The sequence below is a fragment of the Clostridioides sp. ES-S-0108-01 genome (assembly GCF_020662285.1).
GTDB lineage: Bacteria > Bacillota > Clostridia > Peptostreptococcales > Peptostreptococcaceae > Clostridioides.
The window spans coordinates 66278-89269 of the sequence record NZ_JADGMN010000013.1 but is presented as its reverse complement, the minus strand read 5'-3'; the positions used below and the strand labels follow the sequence as shown (position 1 = coordinate 89269).

Here is a 22992-nt window from a genome sequence, read left to right as displayed (position 1 = left end):
ATAAATATATATTCTCATGTTATTGATGAAATGTATGGAGAAGCTTAAGACAAAATAGCAGATTAATTATAATAAAAGTAAGTAGAATATGTTAACCAAAACGAAAGTTAGTAAATTGAATAAATAATTGGTAAAGAAGAATGATACATAAAAAATAATCTAAGAATACATTGATAGATTTTATGTGAGACAAAAATGGTGATGCACAAGATTTTTTGAACATCATCATTTTGTATTTATATAATAACATTGTTGTTATTTTATACAAAAAATTAAAATAGTGGCAACAATTGAGGATGTGAGGGAGAGTTGCCACTATTTGTATAGGGTATTATATTATGTTTTTAAGCTAGTTTTACTATCTTCTATGTTTATATAATAAACCTTGTATATGAATTTAATCGATAATTAATATGAAAATTATGTGAATTTTTTAGAATATAGAGTAAAGTGATACCCTATCCTTTTTTGATACTAGCAATCCTATTTACCTATCCTTCTTAATCGTCCTTTTATTTAAGATTTCTCTCAATTACTCAATGTCATCCTCAGATAGTTTATCATTTTCTAAAAAGCTTAGTACTATAGAATTAAGAGTACCATTATAAAAACGATTTAAAAAAGAACGACTTTCTGTAGCTACGTATTCTTTCTCCTTAATAAGTGGAGTATAAACGAATACTCTACTACTTTTTTCATATGTTAAAGCCCCTTTTTTAACTAATCTCAGTAACATTGTATGAATCGTTTTAGGGCTCCATGTACTTGTTTTTACCAGTTTCTCAATTACTTCAGTGGTGCTAATAGGAGCATATTGCCAAATAATCTTCATAACTTGATATTCTGCTTCTGAAATCTGTGGTAGTTTTTTATAATTTCAACCATTTTTTTTATATCTTCTGATGCCATTTCAAACTTTGATTTTTCAATCAATATATTTCCACCAGTCATAATATATGATGGAAATATTCTTAAGTTGTCATAATAAAGTTCATTGTTACGAAGTTTATATGTTGATATAGAGGGAATAGTATTCTTTTTTGTATGTTTTTTAGTAATCATATTAAAAGATTTCTTTGCAACATCTCCCATTAGCATTATTACCTTTAGATTATTAAATAATTGAATTTCTTTTTCTAAAATAGGCATATGCAATTTAATTGTATCACTAGTTATTGTATATTCCGATTTAGGAAGTTTTACTGCATTGGTTATATAGATACCCATATCTAATATATCATTTATAGTAGATACTTCTATGCATGCATTGTTAAATAAAGGGAGAGTAGTTTTCAAGTAATCTGCATCTTCATTTATACTATAAAAATCGTCATTGGGGTTATTTGGTACAACTTCATTAATCATTATAGTTTTTATGGCACCTGTGTCTATTGTTATATTAGGAAGATACGATACTATTTTGTCGTCATCAAAAAGATTATTCTGCTTAATAAATTCATTTAAAGTTGATTTTATATTTATTTTCATGTTACGTATCTCCTTGGTTTCAAGCTTTAAGTACTATAAAAAATAGTCTAAAAGCATATAATTTTAAAAATATAATAACATATCAAATATGACAACAGAATGTCATGTTTGATTGATAAATTATCTAAACTTAGAATTTATTAGAGCATTTGCTTGTTCATAATCATCTTTATGTACATAAATTGAATACTCGTAAGAAAAATCTTCCTTTTGTCCTAAATTTCCAAGAATCATTTTACTGAAAAAAGGTTTTTTAGAGTAAGTATTGTTTTTCACTTTATACTTATATTTAATTTTGTTTACTGACAATATACTGCATATCTCATTAAATCTATCTAAAGAATATCCTCTGAAAAGCTCAGTTCTATTTAAAACCATAGAGACAACCCCCTTGTAAAAGTAATCTATCGAAATTAGAGGAGAAATGGACTATAAGTTGTTATAAATAAAAGGTAGCAAAATTAAATTGATTTGTAAAGTTTTTAAGCGTATTATATTAGTAATAAAATAAATAAGTTGCAGATGTAGAGTTTAAAGAAAATGTGTAAATTAGATTACATATAGATTGAAAGGTGAAATTTAAATGAAAAAATATCACAAGAAAAAATTGAGCAGTGGAAATCTGTATATGAAAATTATAAAGATATCTTAAAAGTAAATTCTAAGCCTATTTTAGAAGTAATAGAATTTTTAAAACAAAAATATATAGTAAAAGAAGAAACTTCAGAAGAATTCAAGGATGTAATTATCAATAACATTAAATCAAATAAACCTTTCTCAGAAAAAATCCCCAATAATGCAGAATTAAAACCTGTTGCATTTATAATTCAAAATGAAGGAAATGCAAAAAAATTATACGATACACAAGAGGAAGTGTATAGTGGTTGTCCAATTATAGTTGGTATGGAATTTGAAACAGGATGTGTATTTGTAGAGGGTAGTGATAAACTTAATGATGAGATAACTGCATTTAAAGGATTAGATAAATATGATATAAATAATTATTATTTAGTAGCAAACTATGTTAGATTTCTAAAGAAATATTAATTAATAGATTAGTGCATGATTTAAAGATTATAGAATAAATTTGAAGCTAGTATAATTATGAAATATCAGATTAAGTCTAATGCAACTAAGTTTAAATCTAATATAAATATGAAGCATAAAGAAGCATAAATTTGAATAGAGTTGCAAAATAAAATTGGTAACTCTATTTTTAATTTTATATTTCATTAAAATTTCTATCTGTTATAGAATTGTTATTTTTTCATGTTAATATTTTCTTAGTAATAGAATTCAACGTATTACAAGAAAGGAGAAATATACATGAAAGATTTAATTCTTGAAACAAAAAAATTATCAAAAAAATATGGAGAGCAAATGGCGGTTAACAATGTTTCTCTTCAAATTGAACGAAATAGCATATATGGACTTTTGGGACCTAATGGTGCAGGAAAATCGACAACACTTAAAATGCTTGTTGGGCTTCTTCGTCCAACACATGGACGTATTATTTTTGATGGGAAACCTTGGAAACGAGAGTCTCTTGCAAATATTGGTGCCTTAATAGAATCTCCTGCTTTGTATGGGAACCTTACAGCAGAGGAAAATTTGCTAGTACACACAAAACTTTTGGGAATACCTAAAGATAAAATTTATGAGGTACTGGAGATAGTCAACTTGAAAAATACAGGTAAAAAGAGAGCTTCCCAATTTTCTATGGGTATGAAACAAAGGTTGGGAATTGCTATTGCACTTTTAAGTGACCCAGAATTGTTGATACTGGATGAGCCAACTAATGGACTTGATCCTTTTGGAATTCAAGAACTCCGTGAGTTGATTGCATCTTTTCCAAAAAAAGGTATAACAGTAATTCTTTCTAGTCATATTCTGTCAGAGGTTGCTCAAGTTGTAGATAACATTGGAATTATAAGTGGAGGACAACTACTATTTCAAGGAGCACCTGACCCTAATGAAAATCTAGAGGAATTCTTTTCAGATACTATTCTTAAAGGAGGACAAAAAAGATGAATAGTCTACAATCAGAGCTTCTAAAATATAAAAGAACATTTGTGGGAAAACTTATTGCTTTTTTCCCAGTATCCTTTGCAGCGTATGCACTTATAATGCAAGGAACACTTATGCAAGATCCATTATCTCAATCGAATTCTTGGGAGTGGCAAAATCTTTTAGCATTAATTTTTAACTGGTGGACATTTATGTTCTTGTCTGTTGGCTTTGCATTGTTTGCTACTTTGGTAGCTGCACAGGAAAAAAAAGCTGGAAATTATCGTGCTTTACGTACACACAATGTATCTCCTATGGTACTTTGGATTAATAAAGTTATGGCTATGGCAATCTACAGTTTGATTTCAACATTAATTTTAGCAGTTGTAACAATTATAACTGGTTTAATATTGAAAGCTGGACCAATTCCTTTTGGACAGATTATAGGGGCAAGTATTGTATGTTGGGTTGTCTCTCTTGCTATACTTCCAATTCAGTTATTGTTTGCTACTTGGAAAGGTATGTTCTTAAGCATGGGAGTTGGATTTTTAGGAATGATATTGGGTGTTCTTGCTGCGACACAACCATTTTGGATTGCAGTACCATGGAGTTGGGCAATTAGGATGGTGTGTCCAATCATTAAAGTACATCCTAATGGTACTATATTACAAGCTGGAGACCCACTTTTGAATACTTCAGTAATTCCTATTGGGATTGTTGTTTCTTTGGTTGTGTTTCTAGTATTAACAGCACTTACTGCAGTTTGGTTTAGTAGGAGGGATGACAAATGATAAAACTATTATCATCAGAATGGCTTCGAACAAAGAGAACAGCCGTCCGATGGCTTACTCTTTTTATGCCTGTTATTTTTTCATTATGTGTGGTTGCCTATCTTGCAATCAAACCTGGGAGTACACAAGCATTTGCTTTTGAAGGATTTTTTACAGTATGGACTGTATTCATCATTCCTATGGGGGTAGGTGTTCTGTCAGGATTTATAGTGTATGAGGAAGAACTTGCTGGAAATTTTAATGGTTTTTTATGCATAGGTATTTCTCGTGTTAGATTATATCTTGGAAAATTTCTTTTTCTCCTTTTTTGTTTAGCTGTATGTACATTTATTGCTACGTTGATACTCTGCATAGGTATGAATATTGCAGTGCCATCTGGTGCACCAGTAGGGCAATTTATGGCAGCCGCCGCACTTGTGGTAATCGGGTCACTTCCACTTTTAGCTATTCACCTTTGGGTGAGTTTTGCATGGGGAATGGGTGCATCTATTGGTATTAGTGTTGGTGGGGTTTTAATGGCGGCAATACTTGGTTTAACGAGTATTGGTGTAAAAGTTGGTCCATTTGTTCCATGGACATGGCCAGTAAAATTGGGTATGCTTCCGTACTTTATTTTTGTTAAACATATTCCAACTGAGGAAATTTATTCTGGAATAATACAATCAGCCACTATATATCTTGCAGCAATGGCAATAGGTCTAATTATATTCTTGATAGGAGGAGTTATTTGGTTTAAAATATGGGAGGGAAGGAAAAGTTACGAGTAGATGGATATTGCTTTAGTACTCACCTTCTCATAATATAAAGGAGGTGTTATATTGAGCAAAATATTGATTATTGATGATGAAATAGACTTAGTAATGCTACTTGAAGATGAATTGAAAGCAAAAGGTCATGAAGTGTTGATAGCCTCTGATGGGCTGACAGGTGTAGAGTTATCAAAAATGGAACCTGACCTTATTATACTGGATATTATGATGCCTAAAATGGATGGTTTTGAGGTATGTCAGGCAATTCGAGATGATGTTCTGTGTCCGATTATATTTTTGAGTGCAAAGCAGTCGGAGACCGACAAAATCAAAGGATTAACTTTTGGAGGGGATGATTATGTAACAAAACCATTTGGACTGCGTGAACTTATAGCAAGAATTGAAGCTAATCTCCGTAGAGAAAAGCGTTCACAGTATATCAATGAAGAGAATAAACGGTCTACTTTGTACTTTGGAAAATTATGCCTCTATATGAGGGAGCGTACAGTTAAAATTGATGGAAAGGATATTGATTTAACAAAAAGGGAGTATGATATTGTTGAGTTGTTAGCACTTCATGCAGGGCAAGTTTTTTCTAGAGAACAAATCTATGAAAAAGTATGGGGATGTGATTCTGAAGGTGATTCCGCAACTGTTGTTGAACGAATCAAAAAAATACGTGCTAAGTTTGCTTCCGTAATACCAGAAAAAGAATATATTTCTACGGTCTGGGGAATTGGATATAAGTGGAATAGAATGTAAGAAAGGAATAACATCAAATGAAAAATAAATCACTTGCGACCCAATTTAGACGTACCTTTGTTTTGATTATAATAGCCAGTACAGTTTCCACAGTAATTACCTGTATGTTTGCTTTTTATTTGGTTACAACTTCTATAAATAAGGATATTTATCAACCAAACTATTATGAGAGACAAATTTCTGGAATTGAAGCATACATCAATGAAAAAAATATAGCCCTATTATCTCAATCGAACGAAGATGGATTAAAAAAGATGATTCGTGGTGATGGGATACTATATCAAGTTGTGAATGAAGATGGCAACGTTTTGTATGGTACTAATTCGCGAAAACCATTTAAAACAAAAGAAGAATTATTTGACAACTTTCTCAAAACCATCGTTCGTAAGGGTGGTTATATATACACTGTTCCTATTAAAGATGATAATGGGAAGGTTAAGGGGGCTGTTACTCTTTCTTACGAAGTAAAAATGACATTTGCAAATATTAAAGGTAGATTAGTATTTGTAATTCTCATCATAGCTATGTTCTCTCCATTTTTCTATATTATGGGTTTTACTAGATTTCTTTCTAAACGTTTTGTAAAAAATATCAATAAACCATTACGTCTATTGATTGATGCGTCCAAAAAGATAAAAGAAAAAGACCTTGATTTTGAAATTGACTATTATTCAGATAATGAACTCGGAAAACTTTGTAGTGCCTTTTCTGAAATGAAAGATGAACTAAAAAAATCTTTATCTGTACAGTGGAAAATGGAACAGGAACGTGTTGAAATGGTAGAGGCTCTAGCACATGATTTGAAATCTCCTCTTTCTATTATTTTGGGATATACAGATGCACTTATTGATAATAATCCGGATGGTAATGAAAAATTACATAGGTATCTTACAGTTATAAGAGAAAATACAGAAAAAAGTGTGGCTCTTGTTCAAAAAATGCAATATACATCTGATTTGGAAAAATTAAGCATACAATTAAACCTTGTCTCTGTAAATTTGCCTGAGTTCTTGACACAAAAGGTACAGGTTTATGAATTACAAGCTCAACAAAAGGAAATTAAGTTTGTGTTGGAAATGAATGGTAATGTGGAGTCTCCAATTCAAATTGACGTGGATAGGTTGACGAGAATTCTTGATAATATTATATCCAACAGTCTGGAATATACTCCAGTAGGTGGTAGTATTAACATTATCGTAGAAGTTGAAAAAAATTGTATTTATTATAAGATTTGTGATTCTGGTAGTGGGTTTAGCTCTAAAGATTTGAAAAAGGCTCTTGATAGGTTTTATAGAGGTGATGAATCTAGGCAGACCAAAGGTGGTCATTCTGGTCTTGGACTTTATATTGTCAAACAATTAGTGGAACAGCTTGGAGGTTCTGTCAAAATAGAAAATTCAAAATCAGGTGGAGCATGTGTGATATTTTGGCATAGTACTTAATTACTTAAAAGATTTATGAATTTAATTTATATATTTTATAACCTATCTGACAAACAAATAAATGAAATATGATAGAGGACAAACAATCAAAATTAAGTAAAATAATATCACAAAAATTTAGACATTAGAGGGTTTTTATAATGAAAAAATGAAGAATCACATAATTAGCAATTCAGGTGATTCTTCATCTATTTAATATTTAGCTTATTTAATAGAGAGTTTTTCTGCTATGTCACTGTGGAATTTATGTCGTATATCTTGATTATATTGTTCATCAGCCATCCATATATGAATTGGAACAATAAATCCCAACTTATTTCTGAAAGCAATATATTCTGACAATACTTTTATTGTAGCTGTATGGAATGCAATTTTGTTCTGTTCTTCTTTTACTTTATATTACAAGCATATGATTGTTGGTAATTTTAAATGGAAATATATTATATGTTTATTATTTCAAAGTTTTAAGTTCATATAAGTCTGTTCTTCTATGTTTAAGCAATGGTAATTGCTGTCTTATGTCAGGAATTAAATCTCTATCAATATCAGCATAAATAATACATTCATTTTCATCAGCTTGAGCAATAATTTTTCCCCAAGGGTCTGAAATTCTTGAATTACCAAAAGCTATGTAGGAAGCATCTTTATTTCTAGCAGGTGCAGCACCAACATAGAATATTTGATTATCTAAAGCACGCATTCTTATAGATAACTCCCAATGAGCAGGGCCAGTAGTCATATTAAATGCAGCAGGCAAGATAACGATTTCAGCACCTTTAAGAGCCATTAAACGTGATAATTCAGGGAAACGAATATCATAACAAATAGCTATACCAACTTTTCCATATTCAGTATCTATTACAGTTACATCATTTCCAGCTGTAAGAGTATCTGATTCTTTAAAACTAACCTTTCCTGTAACTTCAATATCAAATAAGTGCATTTTACGATGTTTTCCAATTAGAGTTCCGTTTTTGTCAAATACATAGCAAGTATTATAGATTTTTCTATCTTCTAATTCAGGAATACTACCAGAAACTATATAAATTCCATGTTTCTTAGCTAACTTACTCAATATCGTTGTTGTTTCACCTGGATATTCTTCAGCAAATTTAGGAAAATATTTATTTTCATATGGACAATTAAACATTTCTGGTAAAACCACAATTTCAGCTCCATTTGTGGCAGATTCTGTTACCATTTCTACAGTATGATTAATATTTTCAATTTTATTTTCTGTAGTCATCATTTGACATACTGCAATTTTATAGGAATTCATAGAAATTACTCCTTTCAATATTTTTATGTTATTATAACATATTAAATAAAAATTAGATATTGTTAGATTGGCATAAATAGGTATGAACAGAGTCTAATAAGTATATTGAACAAGTATATAAAAATTCTTATGATTATGTATTGTATCTATATATTGACTTTATCTATATATTGATAGTATTATTATAAATAAAATAGAATAATTAATAGAGTTTTATAGGGTTTTGCAATTATTAATGATTGGTCTGGTTCAAGATAAAACCCACAACATAGTTTTTGTTGTGAATACGAAAGAATAAAAACCTGGGAGATATTTTATATATTTTTCAGGTTATTTTATTGGTGAAATAAGAGATATATTTGAAAAGAGAGATGATTTTATGAAATGGTTATTTTTGTTTATTGCAGGTTTGTTTGAAGTATTTTGGGCTTTTCAACTAAAAAATTCACATGGGTTTTCTAAATTGACTCCAAGTATACTTACTGTTGTTGGAATGATTGTAAGTTTTTATTTTTTGTCATTAGCACTAAAACATCTTCCACTTGGAACTTCATATGCAATATGGACTGGAATTGGTACAGTTGGTACAGCTATTGTAGGCATGGCTATCTTAAATGAGCCTATTAGTATATCAAGAATTGCATGTATAGGTTTTATTGTAGTGGGGATTGTAGGGTTAAAGTTACTATCTACTAATTAGAGTATATTAATTTAAATAAGCTATGAAATTAAAGGTGAGAAAATGTTTTAAATAATCAGCATTTAAAAAGTCTTTACTTCATAGCTTATCTTATTTATAAGTTTATTGTATTTTAAAATTATATGTATATATTATTTTGCTAATAAAAGAGCAGTTAAATCCATAGGGTCAACTATTACACCATCTTTATAAACACGCATATTTCCAGATGCTATTTCATCTATTAATATTACTTCATCATTGTAGAATCCAAATTCAAATTTGATATCATAAAGCTCAAGTTCTTTTTCAGCTATAGTATCACGAACTATATTAGAAATTTTTTGAGTCATGCTCTTCATTGAATCAAATTGAGCTTGAGTCATAATATTTAAAGCTTCTAAGCCTTCAGATGTTATAAGTGGGTCACAACGGTCATCATCTTTTAAAGTTGCTTCTACATAACAATCTAGTTTAGCACCTTCTTCAACACATGAACCATAACGACGTAAGAAACTACCAACAGCTCTATAACGACAAATAACTTCCAAACCATTACCAAAAACTTTTGCTGGTAAAACTTCCATAGTTGCTTCTTCTAAATTAGCACTTACATAATGAGTTTTAATTCCAGCATTGTTTAGAATTTCAAAGAACTTAACAGATGTCTCTAAATTAGCTCTACCAATTCCATCTATACTTAGACCTACACTATTTTCGCCTGGGTCAAATACGCCATCTTTACCAGTTACATCGTCTTTAAATTTAAGTAAGTAATTTTCATTATCTAATTCAAAAACATCTTTAGTCTTTCCTTGATACACTTTTTTCATAAACAACCTCCAAAAAGTTAAATTATTATATTTAATAAGGCATTAGTGTCAAAAAAGTTCTGATATTCGTATAAAAATTTATATTGATACCTTATATTTAGTATTATATCATAAATAGAAGGAAAATTTCCGAACATTTTTCAAAAAATAATAAAAAAAGTACATTTTATAAAATTTATAATAGAAGAGCTAGTATAAAATGTGAGTGTCATTTATATTGACACACATGAGATTTTATATAAAAACTTTTGATACACTTTGACACACATTTAATGATAATCTAATAAACTGCGTGAAAACAGTACTTACAAATATTGGCATGAAAGTTGCTTTGTATAATTAACATAATTCAAATAAAATGTAGGAGTGATTAATAATGAAGTCAGTTAGGTTCTATGGTATAAGAAACACAAGAGTAGAGGATGTAGATGTACCAAAAATATTAGAAAAAGATGATGTAATAATTAAAGTAAAAGTAGCTGGAATATGTGGTTCTGATATATCAAAATATTCAAAGACGGGTCCACATATGGTTGGAGAAATTCTAGGTCATGAATTCTCTGGAGAAGTAGCACAGGTTGGTACAGAAGTGAAGAGTTTTAAAACAGGAGATAGAGTTGCTGTTTGTCCAGCTATGCCATGTTTTGAATGTGATGAATGTAAAAAAGGATTGTATTCAAGGTGTAATAACGTAGCGATAATAGGAAATAAAGAACTTGGAGGTTGTTTTGCAGAATATACAAAGGTAAAAGAGAGAAATTTAATAAAAATACCAGATGAAATAAGCTATGAGACAGCTGCTGCATTGGAACCAGTATGTATAGCAGGGCATGGTCTTTTTAGGTCAGAGGCTAAAGTTGGAGATACTATTATAGTACTTGGTACAGGTTCAATAGGTCTATTTTCAATACAATGGGCAAAAATATTTGGTTCTACAAAAGTAATAGCTGTGGATGTATTTGATGAGAAACTAGAATTGGCAAAAGAGTTAGGGGCAGATATTTGTATAAATGCAAAGAAAAAGAATCTTGTAGAAGAAATAAAAAGTTTAACTAACGGAGCTGGTGCAGATATTGTTATCGAATCAGCTGGTACTCCAATGACATGTGGTCAAGTATTATTATTAGCTAAAAAAGGAGGAACAGTATTGTATGCAGGTGTACCATATGGAGATGTGGCTTTGACTAGAGAACAATTTGAAAAGATAGTAAGAAGTGAGTTAACTGTAAAGGGAACTTGGTTTGGAAATTCATTTCCATTTCCAGGAAAAGAATGGAGTTCTGGATTATATCATATGCAGAAGGGTGATATGAATGTTGAAAAATTAGTAACACATAGAATAAATTTGGATGAAGTACCAACTTATTTTGAAAAAATATACAAAAGGGATATTTTCTTTGGTAAGATAATGATTAATATAGCTAATTAGATTAGAATACTAAAGTAATAATCTATATAAAAAAGTTTAGTTAAGAAAGGTATGATTCATATGGCAGGAATAATTATAGCTACACATGGAAGCATGGCTAAAGCGATGTTAGAAAGTGCTGAATTAATAGTAGGCAAACAGGAAAATGTAGAAACTTTAGGATTAAACCATGGTGACAGTATAGATGAGTTTAGTAGAAGGTTAGAAGATGGAATTGAGAAATATAAGGATGAAGGGGTTTTAATATTGCTTGATTTTTATGGCGGGACTCCATTTAATACATCTGCTATTGTAATAAACAAATTTGATAAGGTATGTGAGTTAGAATGTTTAACAGGTGTAAATTTGCCTATGCTTTTAGAATTATTTTTAAACAGAGATACTATGAAGTTAAAAGATTTAAAGAATTTATGTGAGGAAGTTGGGAGAACAGGAATTAAAGATGTGAAAACAGTTTTAAATATATAAAATAAATTAAAAATCTGGAGGAATTATTATGAGTAATATAGCATTAACAAGAATTGATGATAGATTGGTACATGGGCAAGTTATCACTGCTTGGTGTAAGATTACATCTGCAAAAAAGATAGTAATCGTAGATGATTTAGTTGTAAAGGACCCATTTATAGTTCAAGTTTTACAAATGGCAGCTCCATCAACTGTCAAGGTTGAAGTACATGATGTAGAATCAGGTGCTGAAGTTTTAAAATCACATAATGGTGATGAAAATTTAATAGTATTGGTCAAATACCCTAAAACTGTTTTAAGTCTAGTAAATAATGGGGTAGATTTAAAGGAATTGAATGTTGGAGGTATGGGAGCTGGACTTGGTAGAAAAAGTTTTTACAAAAATATATCTGTGTCAGATGAAGAAAAGGAAATATTTAGAGAACTAATATCAAAAAATGTTAGATGTTTCATACAAATAGTACCAGATGCTAAGAAAATTGATGTAGTAACATTATTATAAAGACTATCTTGTAAATCTTTATAAGTAGATAAGGAGGAAGAATATGCAAATTTCACTAATTCAAGCAGTATTAATAGCAATTTTTTATTATCTTTCTTGGAGTCCGTGGTTGACTTATGTTGGATTTTTTACATGGAATAGACCTTTATTAGCTGGATTTGTAACGGGAATTATATTAGGAGACCCTGTTCAAGGAGCAATTATAGGAGCAGGTATAAATATGATATATTTAGGCTTTATATCAGCAGGAGGAGCTCAAATGGGAGACCCAGCTTTTGCAGGATATGTAGGTACTGCTTTAGCTATAGCCTCTAAGCTAGATGTAAGTACTGCAATGGCAATAGCTGTCCCATTAGGAACTGTTGCAACTGTACTTTGGATTGGAAAGATGACAGTAAATTCTTTTTTTGCACATTGGGCTGATAGAGAGGTTCAAAAAGGGAATGTAGATAAAGTAGCATTTATAAATATAGTACCACCACAGATACTGTTATTTGCAATGAGTTTTATACCAGCATTATTAGTTGTTTATTTTGGTCCAAATGCGATAGATGGTATGTTGGAAGTAATGAATGAGAATGTACTACATGTGTTTAATGTAATTGGGGCTATGTTGCCAGCACTTGGAATTGCTATGAACTTAAAATTGATTGGAAACAAATTTACTATGCCTTTTTTCATATTAGGAATATTAATGGCTGTTTATTTTAAAGTAGATATAATAGTAATATCTGTTATTGGAGTAATACTTGCTCTTACAATTACTTCAATCAAGTACGGAAAAGATAGTGCTACATCTTAAATTCATGTGAGGGGGAAAATATTATGTCAGATATAAAAAATGAAGTAGCTAAGAAAACGTTAAGCAAGAAAGATGTAATAAAATCATGGTTAAGATGGTTTTTCTTCGCACAATCTAACTACAATTATGAAAGATTACAATCAACAGCTTTTTCACATTCAATGTTACCAGTACTTAAGAAATTATATCCAGATAAGGAAGAGTTAAAGCAAGAAGTGGAGACTCATCTAGCATTTTTTAACACAGAGCCTATATGTGGATGTGTTATACATGGAATAACAATAGCTATGGAAGAAGAAAAAGCTAAAGGAGCGGATGAGATAAGTGGGGATGGGATGAATGCTATCAAAACAGGCTTGATGGGTCCCTTGGCAGGAATTGGTGATACTTTAACTCAAGGGGTTATAACACCTATAGTATTAGCTGTTTGTATTGGTTTAACTGAGGGCGGGGCATCGATTGCAGGTCCTATATTATTTGTAATAGCTCAATATATAATAATGACTTCAATTTCTTTTGGAATGTGGACAAATGGATATAAGTATGGAAAAAAAGCTGTTGAAAGTATACTTCAAGGTGGAATAGTAAATAAAGTTATAGAGGGTGCTTCTATACTAGGTACTTTAGTCATGGGCGGACTTGTAGGTAGATTTATTAATTTATCTACACCAATAAGTTATACTAGTGGTGATTTTAAATTTAGTCTTCAAACGGATTTACTTGATAAGATATTTCCAGGATTAATTCCTTTGGTACTTACTTTATTAGTACTCTTTGCTTTAAAAAAAGGTCTTTCTCCAATAAAAATAATGTTTATACTGATAGTAGTGGGAGCTATTACAGGTATTTTGGGGCTATTTTAAATAAATATATATGTTGGTGTGTAAGTTAGGATTCTACATCTATTGATTATATTTGTAGGATGTTGGAAAATTTATATTAAAAAGTTTAGCAATTAGGGTAATTTTATAATAGATTAGATTTTAAACTTATATAAGCTATATGTAGTATTTAATATTTTAAAAAGTATCTCAGAAAGATTTTTAATCAGAATGAGGTGCTTTTTCATTTTCATATAAAATATTAAGTAATTTCACAAAAATATAAATTTATTTAATTTAATTAAAATATTATAATATATTAGTTACATATTAAAATATATAATCAAGATATTGTCGAGGTATCATAATATATAACTAATGTATTATAAATAGTTGTAAACTTCCTGTAACATATATTTTATATAATTAAAGTAATGGATATAATATGAAATATAATAATGAATTTTAGGGATGTGAATAAATGAACATATTAATTGCTGATGATGAAATTAGTATGCTTAAGATACTTTGTGCATATTTTAAAAAAGAAAACTTCAATGTATTTACTGCAAAAAATGGGGAAGAGGCTTTAGATATTTTTTATGAAAATAAGATAGACTTAGCTATATTAGACTGGATGATGCCAATAATTGATGGAATAGAGGTCTGTAAAGAGATAAAGGAAAATAGTAATACAAAGGTACTTATGTTGACTGCAAAAAGTCAAAGTGAAGATGAAATAGAAGCACTCAATATTGGAGCAGATGAATATATAAAAAAACCATTTGACCCTAGAGTTTTAATAATAAGAGCTAAGAAACTAATAAATTATAAAAATACAATTAATATTAAAGATTTAAAAATAGATTTTGGGTCAAGTAAAGTTTTTAAAGGTGATAAGGAATTATTATTGACTAAGAAAGAATTAGAATTAATTCGTTGTTTAATCAATAATAAGGGTATAGTTTTATCTAGAGAAAAACTTTTAGATTTAGTATGGGGATTGGATTATGAGGGAGATTTTAGAACAGTAGATACTCATATAAGAAGGTTAAGGGTAAAAATAGGAGAAGATATAATAAAAACTTATAGAGGATTAGGGTATAGTCTGGAGGATTTTAATGACTAAACTAAACAAAAAATTGTCCATAAGTATATCTATAGTAGTTGTAGTTGTTTATATAATGTCTATAACTATAAACAGTATGTTTATTCATAGATATTATTTACACGAAAAAAGAAATGTATTGGATAATATTGCAGATGAAATCAAACATAAAGATATAAATAAATTAAAATCAGATATTGATTCAATTGAAGAAGAAAATAATACAGCTATTGTATATATAGAATTAGATAAAAATTATAAAGATAAAGGGAATATAGATAAAATAAATCAAGATTTGTTAAGTGAATTTTGGAAGAAAGGTCTAAGTTTAAATAAATTTTGGATTGAAGGAAATAGCTTAAAAAATCTTGATAATAAAAGTATAAATAAAATATATAATCAGGGTAAAACGAAATATAGTCTACTTGTAAAGTTTATGAAGAAAGATAATTACTTGTTTGCTATATCTATACCTATAGAGCATTCTGAAGAAACTATTGGTATTGTAAATAAATTTAATATAATAATGGGAGTCTTTTCGGTAATTATAATAACTATACTTACATTTATATTATCAAACAGAGTCATAAAACCTATAGAAAAGTTAAAGCTTTTATCTAAAGATATATCTGAATTAAATTTTAGGACTGAAGATATAAAAACGAATGATGAAATAGAGGAGTTAGCTTACAGCATAAACATAATGAGCGTAAAGCTTGAAAAAGCACATAATGAATTAAATAAGAGAAATGAAAATCTAAAGTCTTTTATATCAGATGCATCTCATGAAATGAAAACTCCAATAGCACTTATAAAAGCATACGCGATAGGTATGAAAGATGGTTTGGATGATGGGACTTATATAGATACAATCATTGAGCAAGCAGAAAATATGACCAATATAATAAATGTTCTTTTATATTGGACGAAATATGAGAAGAGAGAGGTAAATCTGTGTCGGGTAGATTTAAAGGAAAGGTTGTATAAAAGTTTAAAAAACTATGAGTTGTTGATAGATAGAGGTGGTATAAGTGTTAAGTGTAGTATAGATGATAAAGAACTTATAATGATTTCGGATGAAGATAGTATAGATATGGTATTTAATAATTTGATTAGTAATGCGATAAAGTATACTAGTAATAATGAAATAGAGATTAGTCTTTTTAAAGAGAATGATAGAATTATATTATCTATAAAAAACGGCATAGATTATGATATAGAAGATGATATAGAGAATATATGGAAGCCTTTTTATGTTTTAGATAAGTCAAGAAGTAAAGAACTTTCTGGAACTGGGCTTGGTCTTACTATAGTTAGAACTATACTTGAAGAAAATAATTTTAGATACAGGGTTGAAATTTGCGATGGAATAATAGAATTTTATATTATCTTTATAAAATCAACTTAAATTAAAGTGTAAATATAAAGAATAATTAAAAAAATATCATGATTATTTATTTTTCATATGGATAAAATTGGTTATTTAATATATAATTAAAAGTATAAATAATGAAATTTATTTGTAAAAAGAGTAGCGCTTTTAATTCTAAAGGCTACTTTTTTTATATAAAACCCCCTTTTTTACTACAATTCATTAACATAAAAATCAAACTTACTTTAAAATCTAAATTTACAAATTTTTCAATTAATAAGAAAATTTCTTTATTCCTTTATAATAACTACAATATAAAATAATTATAAATTAATTATGAAATCATTATAGTTAGAAAACCTCTTTAAAATTAGATATTAAGTAGCCTTTAGAATTAGAACGGTAACAAAGTCAAAAAACTAAGTAATATCAAATGGACAAGGGGGAAGAAAATACAATGAAAATACCAAAGAAGATTGCTGCAATGCTTACAGTGACAATGATAGCTGGAAGTTCAACCGCAGGCATAGCTAGTGCACAAACTGTAGCAACAAATTTAACAGGACAAGAAAGATATGAAACTGCTGTTAAAATAAGTCAAAATGGATGGAAAAATGCTGATGAAGTAGTAATAGTGAACGACTCATCTATAGCAGATGCTCTATCCGCAACACCATTTGCGAAGGCAAAAAATGCTCCAATACTTTTAACAGGTAAAGATAAATTAAATGATAAGACGAAAGCAGAAATACAAAGATTAAAAGCTAAAAAAGTATACTTAATAGGTGGAACTTCTGTATTAAGCACAAATATAGAAAAAGAAATAAAAGATTTAAAAATATCTTTTGAAAGAATCTCTGGAGCTGAGAGATATCAAACATCCTTAGAATTGGCAAAGAAATTAGATGCTATAAGTGATGTTAAGAAAATAGCTGTAGTTAATGGTGAAAAAGGACTTGCAGATGCTGTAAGTGTAGGAGCACCAGCTGCACAAAACAATATGCCAGTAATACTTGCTGATTCTAAAAATGGAACAGCAGTTGCAGACGAATTTATCAAAAATGCTGGAATAACTCAATCTTATGTAGTAGGTGGAGAGAGTTCAATTTCTGAAGCTGTTAAAAATAAACTACCAAATAGTACAAGACTAGGTGGAACAGATAGAAATGATACAAATGCAAAAGTAGTAAAAGAATTTTATAAGAATACAGATTTAAAAAATGCTTATGTAACTAAAGATGGTATGAATAAACAAGACCAACTTATAGATGCATTAGCAGTAGGTGCATTAGGTGCTAAGAACCAATCACCAGTAGTTTTAGTTGGAAAAAATCTATCAGCTTCACAAAAATCTTTAGTTAACTCTAAGAGTTTTGATAAGATAACTAAAGTTGGTGGAAATGGTAATGAGACAGCATTTAATGAAATGAAATCACTACAAGAAGTAAACACAGTTGAAGCTAAAACAATTTCTGAGTTAAAATCAGCTGTAGATAAAGCTACTGCTAATGATGTTATAAACTTTAAGCCAACTAGTGAGGTTAAAGAAGCATTTACAATACAAACTGATAAGGCAGTAACAGTAAACTTAAATGGTACATATACAAAGACTGTAACTATCAATATGCCTAATGGGGATGTAAATAACTATGCAAAAGTGGATGATGTAGTTATAGATGATGTAAAAGATGGAACTTTTGTTAACTATGGAAAAATAACTAACTTAAAGGTTAATGATAAAAATGGAGCTAAGATAGAGAATAATTCTAAAGGTGAGATTGGCAGTTTAACAGTAGCATCTGGAGCAAGCCAAGTAAAGGTTACTAATGGTGGTAAGATAACTACAGTTACAAATAATTCTAAAGGAACTACTATAGATAATAAGGGTACAATAAGTAGTGTTAAGGGAGATAATTCCCCAACGATAAGTGGAAACAGTCCAAGTTCTAACTCATCAGGAGGAAGTTCGTCAAGTGGAGGTTCTTCACATGGAGGAGGTTCGTCTTCAGGAGGAAGTTCTTCTAATCAAACATCAGTAAATAATGAAGCAGCAAAAATAACAAGCGTGACTGCACCGGCAAAAGATGCAACTAAATTAACTATGCCATCAGTATCAAGTGGATATACTATAGCAATAAAAACAACAAGTGATGAGAGTGTTATAAAGAAAGATGGAACAATAGTACCCCCAAATACAGCAACAACAGTAAAACTAGTATTTACAGTAACACATACATCAAGTGGAAAAACAGCAGATACAAAAGAAATATCTGTAACAGTACCAGCTAAATCAACAGATGAAGAATTACAAACAGCACTAGATAATGAAGTGGCAAAAATAACAAGTGTTCCTGCACCAGAAAAAGATGCTACTAAACTAACTATGCCAACAGTATCAAATGGGTATACTATAGCAATAAAAACAACAAGTGATGAAGGTGTTATAAAGAAAGATGGAACAATAGTGCCACCAGATGCAGAGAAAACAGTAAAATTAGTATTTACAGTAACACAAGAATCAAGTGGTAAAACAGCGGATACAGGAGAAATAGATGTAGTAGTACCAGCAAAATCAACAAAAGTAATAATAGGAGAAGGTTCAGTATCAGGAGCAACAGCAGGAGATAAAGAAATAACAGGATTGACATCAGGAAAGATATATAAAGTAACAGTAGATGGAGTTGAAAAGTATACTAAGGCTGATGGAACTCTAGGTGAAGAAGGAGAGAAAGCAGGATTAACAGGAACATCAATAACAGGTTTAGTAAATGGAAAGACATATAAGGTAGAAGAATATATAGCACCAGTAGCGAACAAAGTAATAATAGGAGAAGGTTCAGTATCAGGAGCAACAGCAGGAGATAAAGAAATAACAGGATTGACATCAGGAAAGATATATAAAGTAACAGTAGATGGAGTTGAAAAGTATACTAAGGCTGATGGAACGCTAGGTGAAGAAGGAGAAAAAGCAGGATTAACAGGAACATCAATAACAGGTTTAGTAAATGGAAAGACATATAAGGTAGAAGAATATATAGCACCAGTAGCGAACAAAGTAATAATAGGAGAAGGTTCAGTATCAGGAGCAACAGCAGGAGATAAAGAAATAACAGGATTGACATCAGGAAAGATATATAAAGTAACAGTGGATGGAGTTGAAAAGTATACTAAGGCTGATGGAACGCTAGGAGAAGAAGGAGAAAAAGCAGGATTAACAGGAACATCAATAACAAGTTTAGTAAATGGAAAGACATATAAGGTAGAAGAAGATTCAAGTGCTATATCAACAGTTGGGAGACTAATGGCTAAGTTTACTAATTTAGTTAAATAATTTAATACATCATTAAACTAAATTATATATTTGTATAAATATGTTTTTTGCCTATTAAATATTACTGGAAATTTTTTAATTCCAGTAATATTTTTTATTAGAAAATACTAAACAATATTTTGTATACATATCATCATAAATTTAGCATGATTAATGTATACTAAAAGATATATTTATGTTAAAATTCAAATAAATAAATCGAAAATAAAAGATAAAAGGCTATCCGTTCATTTTCGATTTATTCCTAGATTTTTCTATAGAAAAATCTTAAATAAGAGAGAACTCTAGTTAAAAAATTTTTGATATCGTTAACTATATATTAATATCAATATAATAGTTCTTAAACATCAATAATTTTAATGTTTAAAATGATATAAAAATTACCTATAAATAGTATACAAAACTATATTAAGTATTAATTATTTTTAAAAATCTGAGGAATATTGTTGTTTTTGCTGTTAACATACTAAAAATAGATGTAGATTTTTTATGTGAATAACAGTATTTTGTGACCATTTGTATAATGAAAGTACAGATGCTTATATACAAATACTAAAGATTATGAACTAAGTTAAAGTGAGTAGCTAAATCATTAAGTTTAGAGATAGAGATAGCAAATAAATATTGGAGTTTATATATGGTAATCCATTTGTTAGTTGTATAACTAAATAATTATTTATAAATTGATATTTTATTTGTTTTTAGATCTAATGTCTAAGGAGGGTTGTTTATGTATAGAATAGTTATCTGTGAGGATGATATCACACAAATAACTTTTTTAAGAGAGTGTATATTAAAGTCCTTAGAGGGTATTTCTAGTCAAATTGAACTGTTTGAGTTTAATTCAGGAGAAGAGTTATTGGAGTCTAATTTGGAAGAAATTGATATATTCTTTTTAGATATTAAAATGCTTAAACTAACAGGTATGGATGTGGCTAAAATAATTAGAGAAACTAATGATACTTCTGAAATAATATTTATAACTTCAATAGTCGATTATATACAGGAAGGTTATAAGGTAAAGGCTTATAGGTATTTATTAAAGCCTATAGATTTTGGAGATTTAAATGAAAGTATTTTGAGTTGTATATCAGATATTATAAAAAAAAGAGAAAACTTTATGCTGATAGAAAATAAAGGTATAATCAATAAAATTTTAATTAATAGCATTATGTATATAGAAGTTAGAAAAAAGGTTTTGACCATACATACTAAAGATGGTATTTATTATACTAATAATAGCATGAATAAAATAGAATTAGAACTAGAAAAATATAATTTTTTTAGATGTCATAAGAGCTATTTAATTAGCTTGGAATATATTCAATTTATATGTAAAAATACTGTAGTTATTAATAATAAAGATATACCAGTTAGTAAATATAGAATATCTGATTTAAAGACAAAATTAACGTATTTATTGGGTGATGTATTATGCTAGAGACAGATGTATTTTGGATTATTCTAACAATAATTTCCACAGCGATAGAATGTGTTGTATTAAAATTTTTATTGGATGAACTTAGTGAATTAAGGAAGAATAAATTAGTCCTAAATAGTAGCATACTAATTGCAATTATGATAATTACTATGTTGACTATAATGAAGTTCAATATAAATATTAAGTTATTTATATGTATATTTATTACATATGTATTGTATAAAATAAATTATGTAGTGAATAAGTGGAAAAGTATACTTGTAAGCTTGTTATATTGGATGTTATTAATCGGATTTGATAGTGTTGGACTAAGTATAGTAGGGATTCTTAACTCTGTACAAAATATGAGTAATTTATTAGATAATAATTTATTAAGATTAGAATTAATAATGATATCTAAATCATTACTAATAGCATTAATACCATTACTTAAAGTTATCCGATTAAAAATAAAAATAAACAAGAAGGACTGTATATATTTATCTATTCCAGTAATATCAAATATTATTAGTGTAATAGTCATATTTGAATTTATTTTTAAAGACAAGAGTATTGACTCTAAAGAAAGTTTAATAATACTTACAATATCAACTGTATTTTTACTATCAAATATTTCCTTAGTAAGTATTATAAGAAGAATAATAAAAGATAATAATTTAAGGATAGAACATGAAATTACAAAAAAAAGAATGAATATGCAATATAAATATTATTTAAATTTACAGGAATATCAGTCGAAAATAAGAAAACTATATCATGATATGAATAATCATATCATTTGTATTCAGAATGTTTATGGGAAAAATGAGTTTGCAGATAAGTATATTAAAGATATAAATGAGCAAATAAAAGAATGTAATACTATATTTAATACACATAGTATGATTCTAGATGTTATTTTGAGTGAGAAAAAATCTATTTGTGATACGAATAATATAATTTTTTTAGTAGATATAAATTTTTTAGAGTGTAATTTTATAGAGATGCCAGATGTATGTAGTATATTTTCAAATATGATAGATAATGCAATAGAGGCTTGTAATAAGATTCAGGATACAAATATACAAAAAAAGATTAAACTAAGAGGAACTGTTATAAATAGATTATTTGTAATAAAATGTGAAAATACCAAGATAAACGAAGTTTTATTAAAAAATAATAAAATTATTACAAGTAAGAAAGATTCATTTTTACATGGAATAGGAATAAATAGTATAAAAGATTCAGTAGAAAAATATAATGGAAATGTGGAAATACATTCAGATAAAAATAAGTTTATAGTTACTATTTATATACCATTAACTAGAAACTAATTCTAGTTGGAACTTTAAAATGCCCAGTTGGAGCAATGGCATTGAAAAGTGATATAGAGTATGCTATCTTTTAAGCATAGAAGATTTAAGGGTGATAGTACTTAATAAAACAATAGAAGAAAAAATATTATTTATATTTATTTTTATAATGTTAATAGTTGGAAAAATATAGTAACAAAGTCGAAGTAAAAGATGAAAAAATTTAAAATGTAAGTCTGGGAAAATTCATAATGAGTGATATAGAAATAGCAAATTAACAATTGATATTTAGTGGAATTGATGCTACTAATCAATGCTAAAAAAACAGAAAATTTATAATTTATAGAATAATGTTGCTAATAGACTGTATGGAGCATTCTGTAGGAAAAACTCCAA

At 28.7% G+C, this 22992-nt stretch carries 22 protein-coding genes, 1 pseudogene and 1 riboswitch; of the genes and pseudogenes, 17 read left to right on the top strand and 6 right to left on the bottom strand.

Annotated features, from left to right (window positions below):
• Positions 1-532: 532 nt before the first annotated feature.
• The 3 genes from IR152_RS13030 to IR152_RS13020 all read right to left on the bottom strand — a co-directional run bounded on the left by IR152_RS13030 (position 533) and on the right by IR152_RS13020 (position 1866).
• Positions 533-832: a BlaI/MecI/CopY family transcriptional regulator gene (locus tag IR152_RS13030; protein ID WP_255624783.1), complete on the bottom strand. Its 300-nt coding sequence runs from the start codon at positions 830-832 to the stop codon at positions 533-535.
• The gene (locus IR152_RS13025) at positions 829-1488 is read right to left on the bottom strand and encodes a uracil-DNA glycosylase family protein (RefSeq protein WP_227452383.1); all 660 of its coding nucleotides are present in this window, start codon (positions 1486-1488) and stop codon (positions 829-831) included. Before IR152_RS13025 ends, IR152_RS13030 begins: the two co-directional genes overlap by 4 nt.
• A 120-nt stretch (positions 1489-1608) precedes the next feature.
• On the bottom strand, positions 1609-1866 hold the full coding sequence (locus IR152_RS13020) for a hypothetical protein (protein WP_227452382.1): 258 nt from the start codon (positions 1864-1866) through the stop codon (positions 1609-1611).
• A 495-nt stretch (positions 1867-2361) separates the two neighbouring features.
• Between IR152_RS13020 and IR152_RS13015 the strand changes: the two genes are divergently transcribed.
• From IR152_RS13015 to IR152_RS12990, 6 genes are all read left to right on the top strand, one after another.
• Complete coding sequence (locus tag IR152_RS13015; protein WP_227452381.1) at positions 2362-2535, top strand: hypothetical protein; 174 nt, start codon at positions 2362-2364, stop codon at positions 2533-2535.
• 279 nt (positions 2536-2814) lie between these two features.
• Positions 2815-3519 carry a lantibiotic protection ABC transporter ATP-binding protein gene (locus IR152_RS13010; protein ID WP_227452380.1) on the top strand — a complete coding sequence of 235 codons (705 nt, stop codon included), beginning with the start codon at positions 2815-2817 and terminating at the stop codon, positions 3517-3519.
• Positions 3516-4286, top strand: coding sequence for a lantibiotic immunity ABC transporter MutE/EpiE family permease subunit (locus IR152_RS13005; protein WP_227452379.1), 771 nt, complete (start codon positions 3516-3518; stop codon positions 4284-4286). Before IR152_RS13010 ends, IR152_RS13005 begins: the two co-directional genes overlap by 4 nt.
• Entirely contained in the window at positions 4283-5053 is a 771-nt protein-coding gene (locus tag IR152_RS13000; RefSeq protein ID WP_227452378.1) for a lantibiotic immunity ABC transporter MutG family permease subunit, read from the top strand. Before IR152_RS13005 ends, IR152_RS13000 begins: the two co-directional genes overlap by 4 nt.
• Before the next feature lie 51 nt (positions 5054-5104).
• On the top strand, positions 5105-5797 hold the full coding sequence (locus IR152_RS12995; protein ID WP_227452377.1) for a response regulator transcription factor: 693 nt from the start codon (positions 5105-5107) through the stop codon (positions 5795-5797).
• A gap of 17 nt (positions 5798-5814) precedes the next feature.
• Entirely contained in the window at positions 5815-7239 is a 1425-nt protein-coding gene (locus tag IR152_RS12990) for a sensor histidine kinase (protein ID WP_227452376.1), read from the top strand.
• 204 nt (positions 7240-7443) lie between these two features.
• Here the strand turns inward: IR152_RS12990 and IR152_RS12985 are convergent, their stop codons facing one another.
• Both IR152_RS12985 and IR152_RS12980 read right to left on the bottom strand, forming a co-directional pair.
• Positions 7444-7581 carry a hypothetical protein gene (locus IR152_RS12985; RefSeq protein WP_413927500.1) on the bottom strand — a complete coding sequence of 46 codons (138 nt, stop codon included), beginning with the start codon at positions 7579-7581 and terminating at the stop codon, positions 7444-7446.
• 109 nt (positions 7582-7690) lie between these two features.
• On the bottom strand, positions 7691-8518 hold the full coding sequence (locus IR152_RS12980; protein WP_227452375.1) for a carbon-nitrogen hydrolase family protein: 828 nt from the start codon (positions 8516-8518) through the stop codon (positions 7691-7693).
• A gap of 204 nt (positions 8519-8722) precedes the next feature.
• Positions 8723-8829, top strand: a riboswitch (guanidine-I (ykkC/yxkD leader).
• A gap of 68 nt (positions 8830-8897) precedes the next feature.
• Here IR152_RS12980 and sugE point away from each other — a divergent pair.
• Positions 8898-9218, top strand: coding sequence for a quaternary ammonium compound efflux SMR transporter SugE (gene sugE / locus IR152_RS12975; RefSeq protein ID WP_227452374.1), 321 nt, complete (start codon positions 8898-8900; stop codon positions 9216-9218).
• Between the two features lie 131 nt (positions 9219-9349).
• Here the strand turns inward: sugE and IR152_RS12970 are convergent, their stop codons facing one another.
• Positions 9350-10030 carry a phosphoribosylaminoimidazolesuccinocarboxamide synthase gene (locus IR152_RS12970; protein ID WP_227452373.1) on the bottom strand — a complete coding sequence of 227 codons (681 nt, stop codon included), beginning with the start codon at positions 10028-10030 and terminating at the stop codon, positions 9350-9352.
• 376 nt (positions 10031-10406) lie between these two features.
• Here IR152_RS12970 and IR152_RS12965 point away from each other — a divergent pair, with 376 nt between their 5' ends.
• The 10 genes and pseudogenes from IR152_RS12965 (at position 10407) to IR152_RS12920 (ending at position 22617) form a co-directional block, all read left to right on the top strand.
• Positions 10407-11459 carry a galactitol-1-phosphate 5-dehydrogenase gene (locus IR152_RS12965; protein ID WP_227452372.1) on the top strand — a complete coding sequence of 351 codons (1053 nt, stop codon included), beginning with the start codon at positions 10407-10409 and terminating at the stop codon, positions 11457-11459.
• Between the two features lie 51 nt (positions 11460-11510).
• Positions 11511-11927 carry a PTS sugar transporter subunit IIA gene (locus tag IR152_RS12960; protein ID WP_311315442.1) on the top strand — a complete coding sequence of 139 codons (417 nt, stop codon included), beginning with the start codon at positions 11511-11513 and terminating at the stop codon, positions 11925-11927.
• 28 nt (positions 11928-11955) lie between these two features.
• A complete protein-coding gene (locus IR152_RS12955) occupies positions 11956-12429 on the top strand; it encodes a PTS system mannose/fructose/N-acetylgalactosamine-transporter subunit IIB (RefSeq protein ID WP_227452370.1) in 474 nt (157 codons plus the stop codon).
• 43 nt (positions 12430-12472) lie between these two features.
• Positions 12473-13231 carry a PTS mannose/fructose/sorbose/N-acetylgalactosamine transporter subunit IIC gene (locus tag IR152_RS12950; RefSeq protein ID WP_227452369.1) on the top strand — a complete coding sequence of 253 codons (759 nt, stop codon included), beginning with the start codon at positions 12473-12475 and terminating at the stop codon, positions 13229-13231.
• 23 nt (positions 13232-13254) lie between these two features.
• Positions 13255-14094 carry a PTS system mannose/fructose/sorbose family transporter subunit IID gene (locus IR152_RS12945; RefSeq protein ID WP_227452368.1) on the top strand — a complete coding sequence of 280 codons (840 nt, stop codon included), beginning with the start codon at positions 13255-13257 and terminating at the stop codon, positions 14092-14094.
• Between the two features lie 439 nt (positions 14095-14533).
• Positions 14534-15181 carry a response regulator transcription factor gene (locus IR152_RS12940; protein ID WP_077699688.1) on the top strand — a complete coding sequence of 216 codons (648 nt, stop codon included), beginning with the start codon at positions 14534-14536 and terminating at the stop codon, positions 15179-15181.
• The gene (locus tag IR152_RS12935) at positions 15174-16568 is read left to right on the top strand and encodes a sensor histidine kinase (RefSeq protein ID WP_227452367.1); all 1395 of its coding nucleotides are present in this window, start codon (positions 15174-15176) and stop codon (positions 16566-16568) included. Before IR152_RS12940 ends, IR152_RS12935 begins: the two co-directional genes overlap by 8 nt.
• A gap of 421 nt (positions 16569-16989) precedes the next feature.
• Positions 16990-18559, top strand: a pseudogene (locus IR152_RS20480) (cell wall-binding protein CwpV); the annotation flags it as partial.
• 2034 nt (positions 18560-20593) lie between these two features.
• Positions 20594-21304: a LytR/AlgR family response regulator transcription factor gene (locus IR152_RS12925; protein ID WP_227452366.1), complete on the top strand. Its 711-nt coding sequence runs from the start codon at positions 20594-20596 to the stop codon at positions 21302-21304.
• On the top strand, positions 21298-22617 hold the full coding sequence (locus tag IR152_RS12920) for an ATP-binding protein (RefSeq protein WP_227452365.1): 1320 nt from the start codon (positions 21298-21300) through the stop codon (positions 22615-22617). Before IR152_RS12925 ends, IR152_RS12920 begins: the two co-directional genes overlap by 7 nt.
• Positions 22618-22992 lie beyond the last annotated feature (375 nt).

What these genes read in the sequence shown, in the direction of transcription:
- IR152_RS12920 (WP_227452365.1), top strand. Translation starts at nt 21,298, where the DNA reads ATGCTAGAGACAGATGTATTTTGGATTATTCTAACAATAATTTCCACA.
- IR152_RS12990 (WP_227452376.1), top strand. Translation starts at nt 5,815, where the DNA reads ATGAAAAATAAATCACTTGCGACCCAATTTAGACGTACCTTTGTTTTG.
- IR152_RS12965 (WP_227452372.1), top strand. Translation starts at nt 10,407, where the DNA reads ATGAAGTCAGTTAGGTTCTATGGTATAAGAAACACAAGAGTAGAGGAT.
- IR152_RS12960 (WP_311315442.1), top strand. Translation starts at nt 11,511, where the DNA reads ATGATTCATATGGCAGGAATAATTATAGCTACACATGGAAGCATGGCT.
- IR152_RS13010 (WP_227452380.1), top strand. Translation starts at nt 2,815, where the DNA reads ATGAAAGATTTAATTCTTGAAACAAAAAAATTATCAAAAAAATATGGA.
- IR152_RS12980 (WP_227452375.1), bottom strand. Translation starts at nt 8,518, where the DNA reads ATGAATTCCTATAAAATTGCAGTATGTCAAATGATGACTACAGAAAAT.
- IR152_RS12925 (WP_227452366.1), top strand. Translation starts at nt 20,594, where the DNA reads ATGTATAGAATAGTTATCTGTGAGGATGATATCACACAAATAACTTTT.
- IR152_RS13005 (WP_227452379.1), top strand. Translation starts at nt 3,516, where the DNA reads ATGAATAGTCTACAATCAGAGCTTCTAAAATATAAAAGAACATTTGTG.
- IR152_RS12940 (WP_077699688.1), top strand. Translation starts at nt 14,534, where the DNA reads ATGAACATATTAATTGCTGATGATGAAATTAGTATGCTTAAGATACTT.
- IR152_RS13030 (WP_255624783.1), bottom strand. Translation starts at nt 832, where the DNA reads ATGAAGATTATTTGGCAATATGCTCCTATTAGCACCACTGAAGTAATT.
- IR152_RS12945 (WP_227452368.1), top strand. Translation starts at nt 13,255, where the DNA reads ATGTCAGATATAAAAAATGAAGTAGCTAAGAAAACGTTAAGCAAGAAA.
- IR152_RS12950 (WP_227452369.1), top strand. Translation starts at nt 12,473, where the DNA reads ATGCAAATTTCACTAATTCAAGCAGTATTAATAGCAATTTTTTATTAT.
- IR152_RS12935 (WP_227452367.1), top strand. Translation starts at nt 15,174, where the DNA reads ATGACTAAACTAAACAAAAAATTGTCCATAAGTATATCTATAGTAGTT.
- IR152_RS13025 (WP_227452383.1), bottom strand. Translation starts at nt 1,488, where the DNA reads ATGAAAATAAATATAAAATCAACTTTAAATGAATTTATTAAGCAGAAT.
- IR152_RS13020 (WP_227452382.1), bottom strand. Translation starts at nt 1,866, where the DNA reads ATGGTTTTAAATAGAACTGAGCTTTTCAGAGGATATTCTTTAGATAGA.
- IR152_RS12970 (WP_227452373.1), bottom strand. Translation starts at nt 10,030, where the DNA reads ATGAAAAAAGTGTATCAAGGAAAGACTAAAGATGTTTTTGAATTAGAT.
- IR152_RS13000 (WP_227452378.1), top strand. Translation starts at nt 4,283, where the DNA reads ATGATAAAACTATTATCATCAGAATGGCTTCGAACAAAGAGAACAGCC.
- sugE (WP_227452374.1), top strand. Translation starts at nt 8,898, where the DNA reads ATGAAATGGTTATTTTTGTTTATTGCAGGTTTGTTTGAAGTATTTTGG.
- IR152_RS12955 (WP_227452370.1), top strand. Translation starts at nt 11,956, where the DNA reads ATGAGTAATATAGCATTAACAAGAATTGATGATAGATTGGTACATGGG.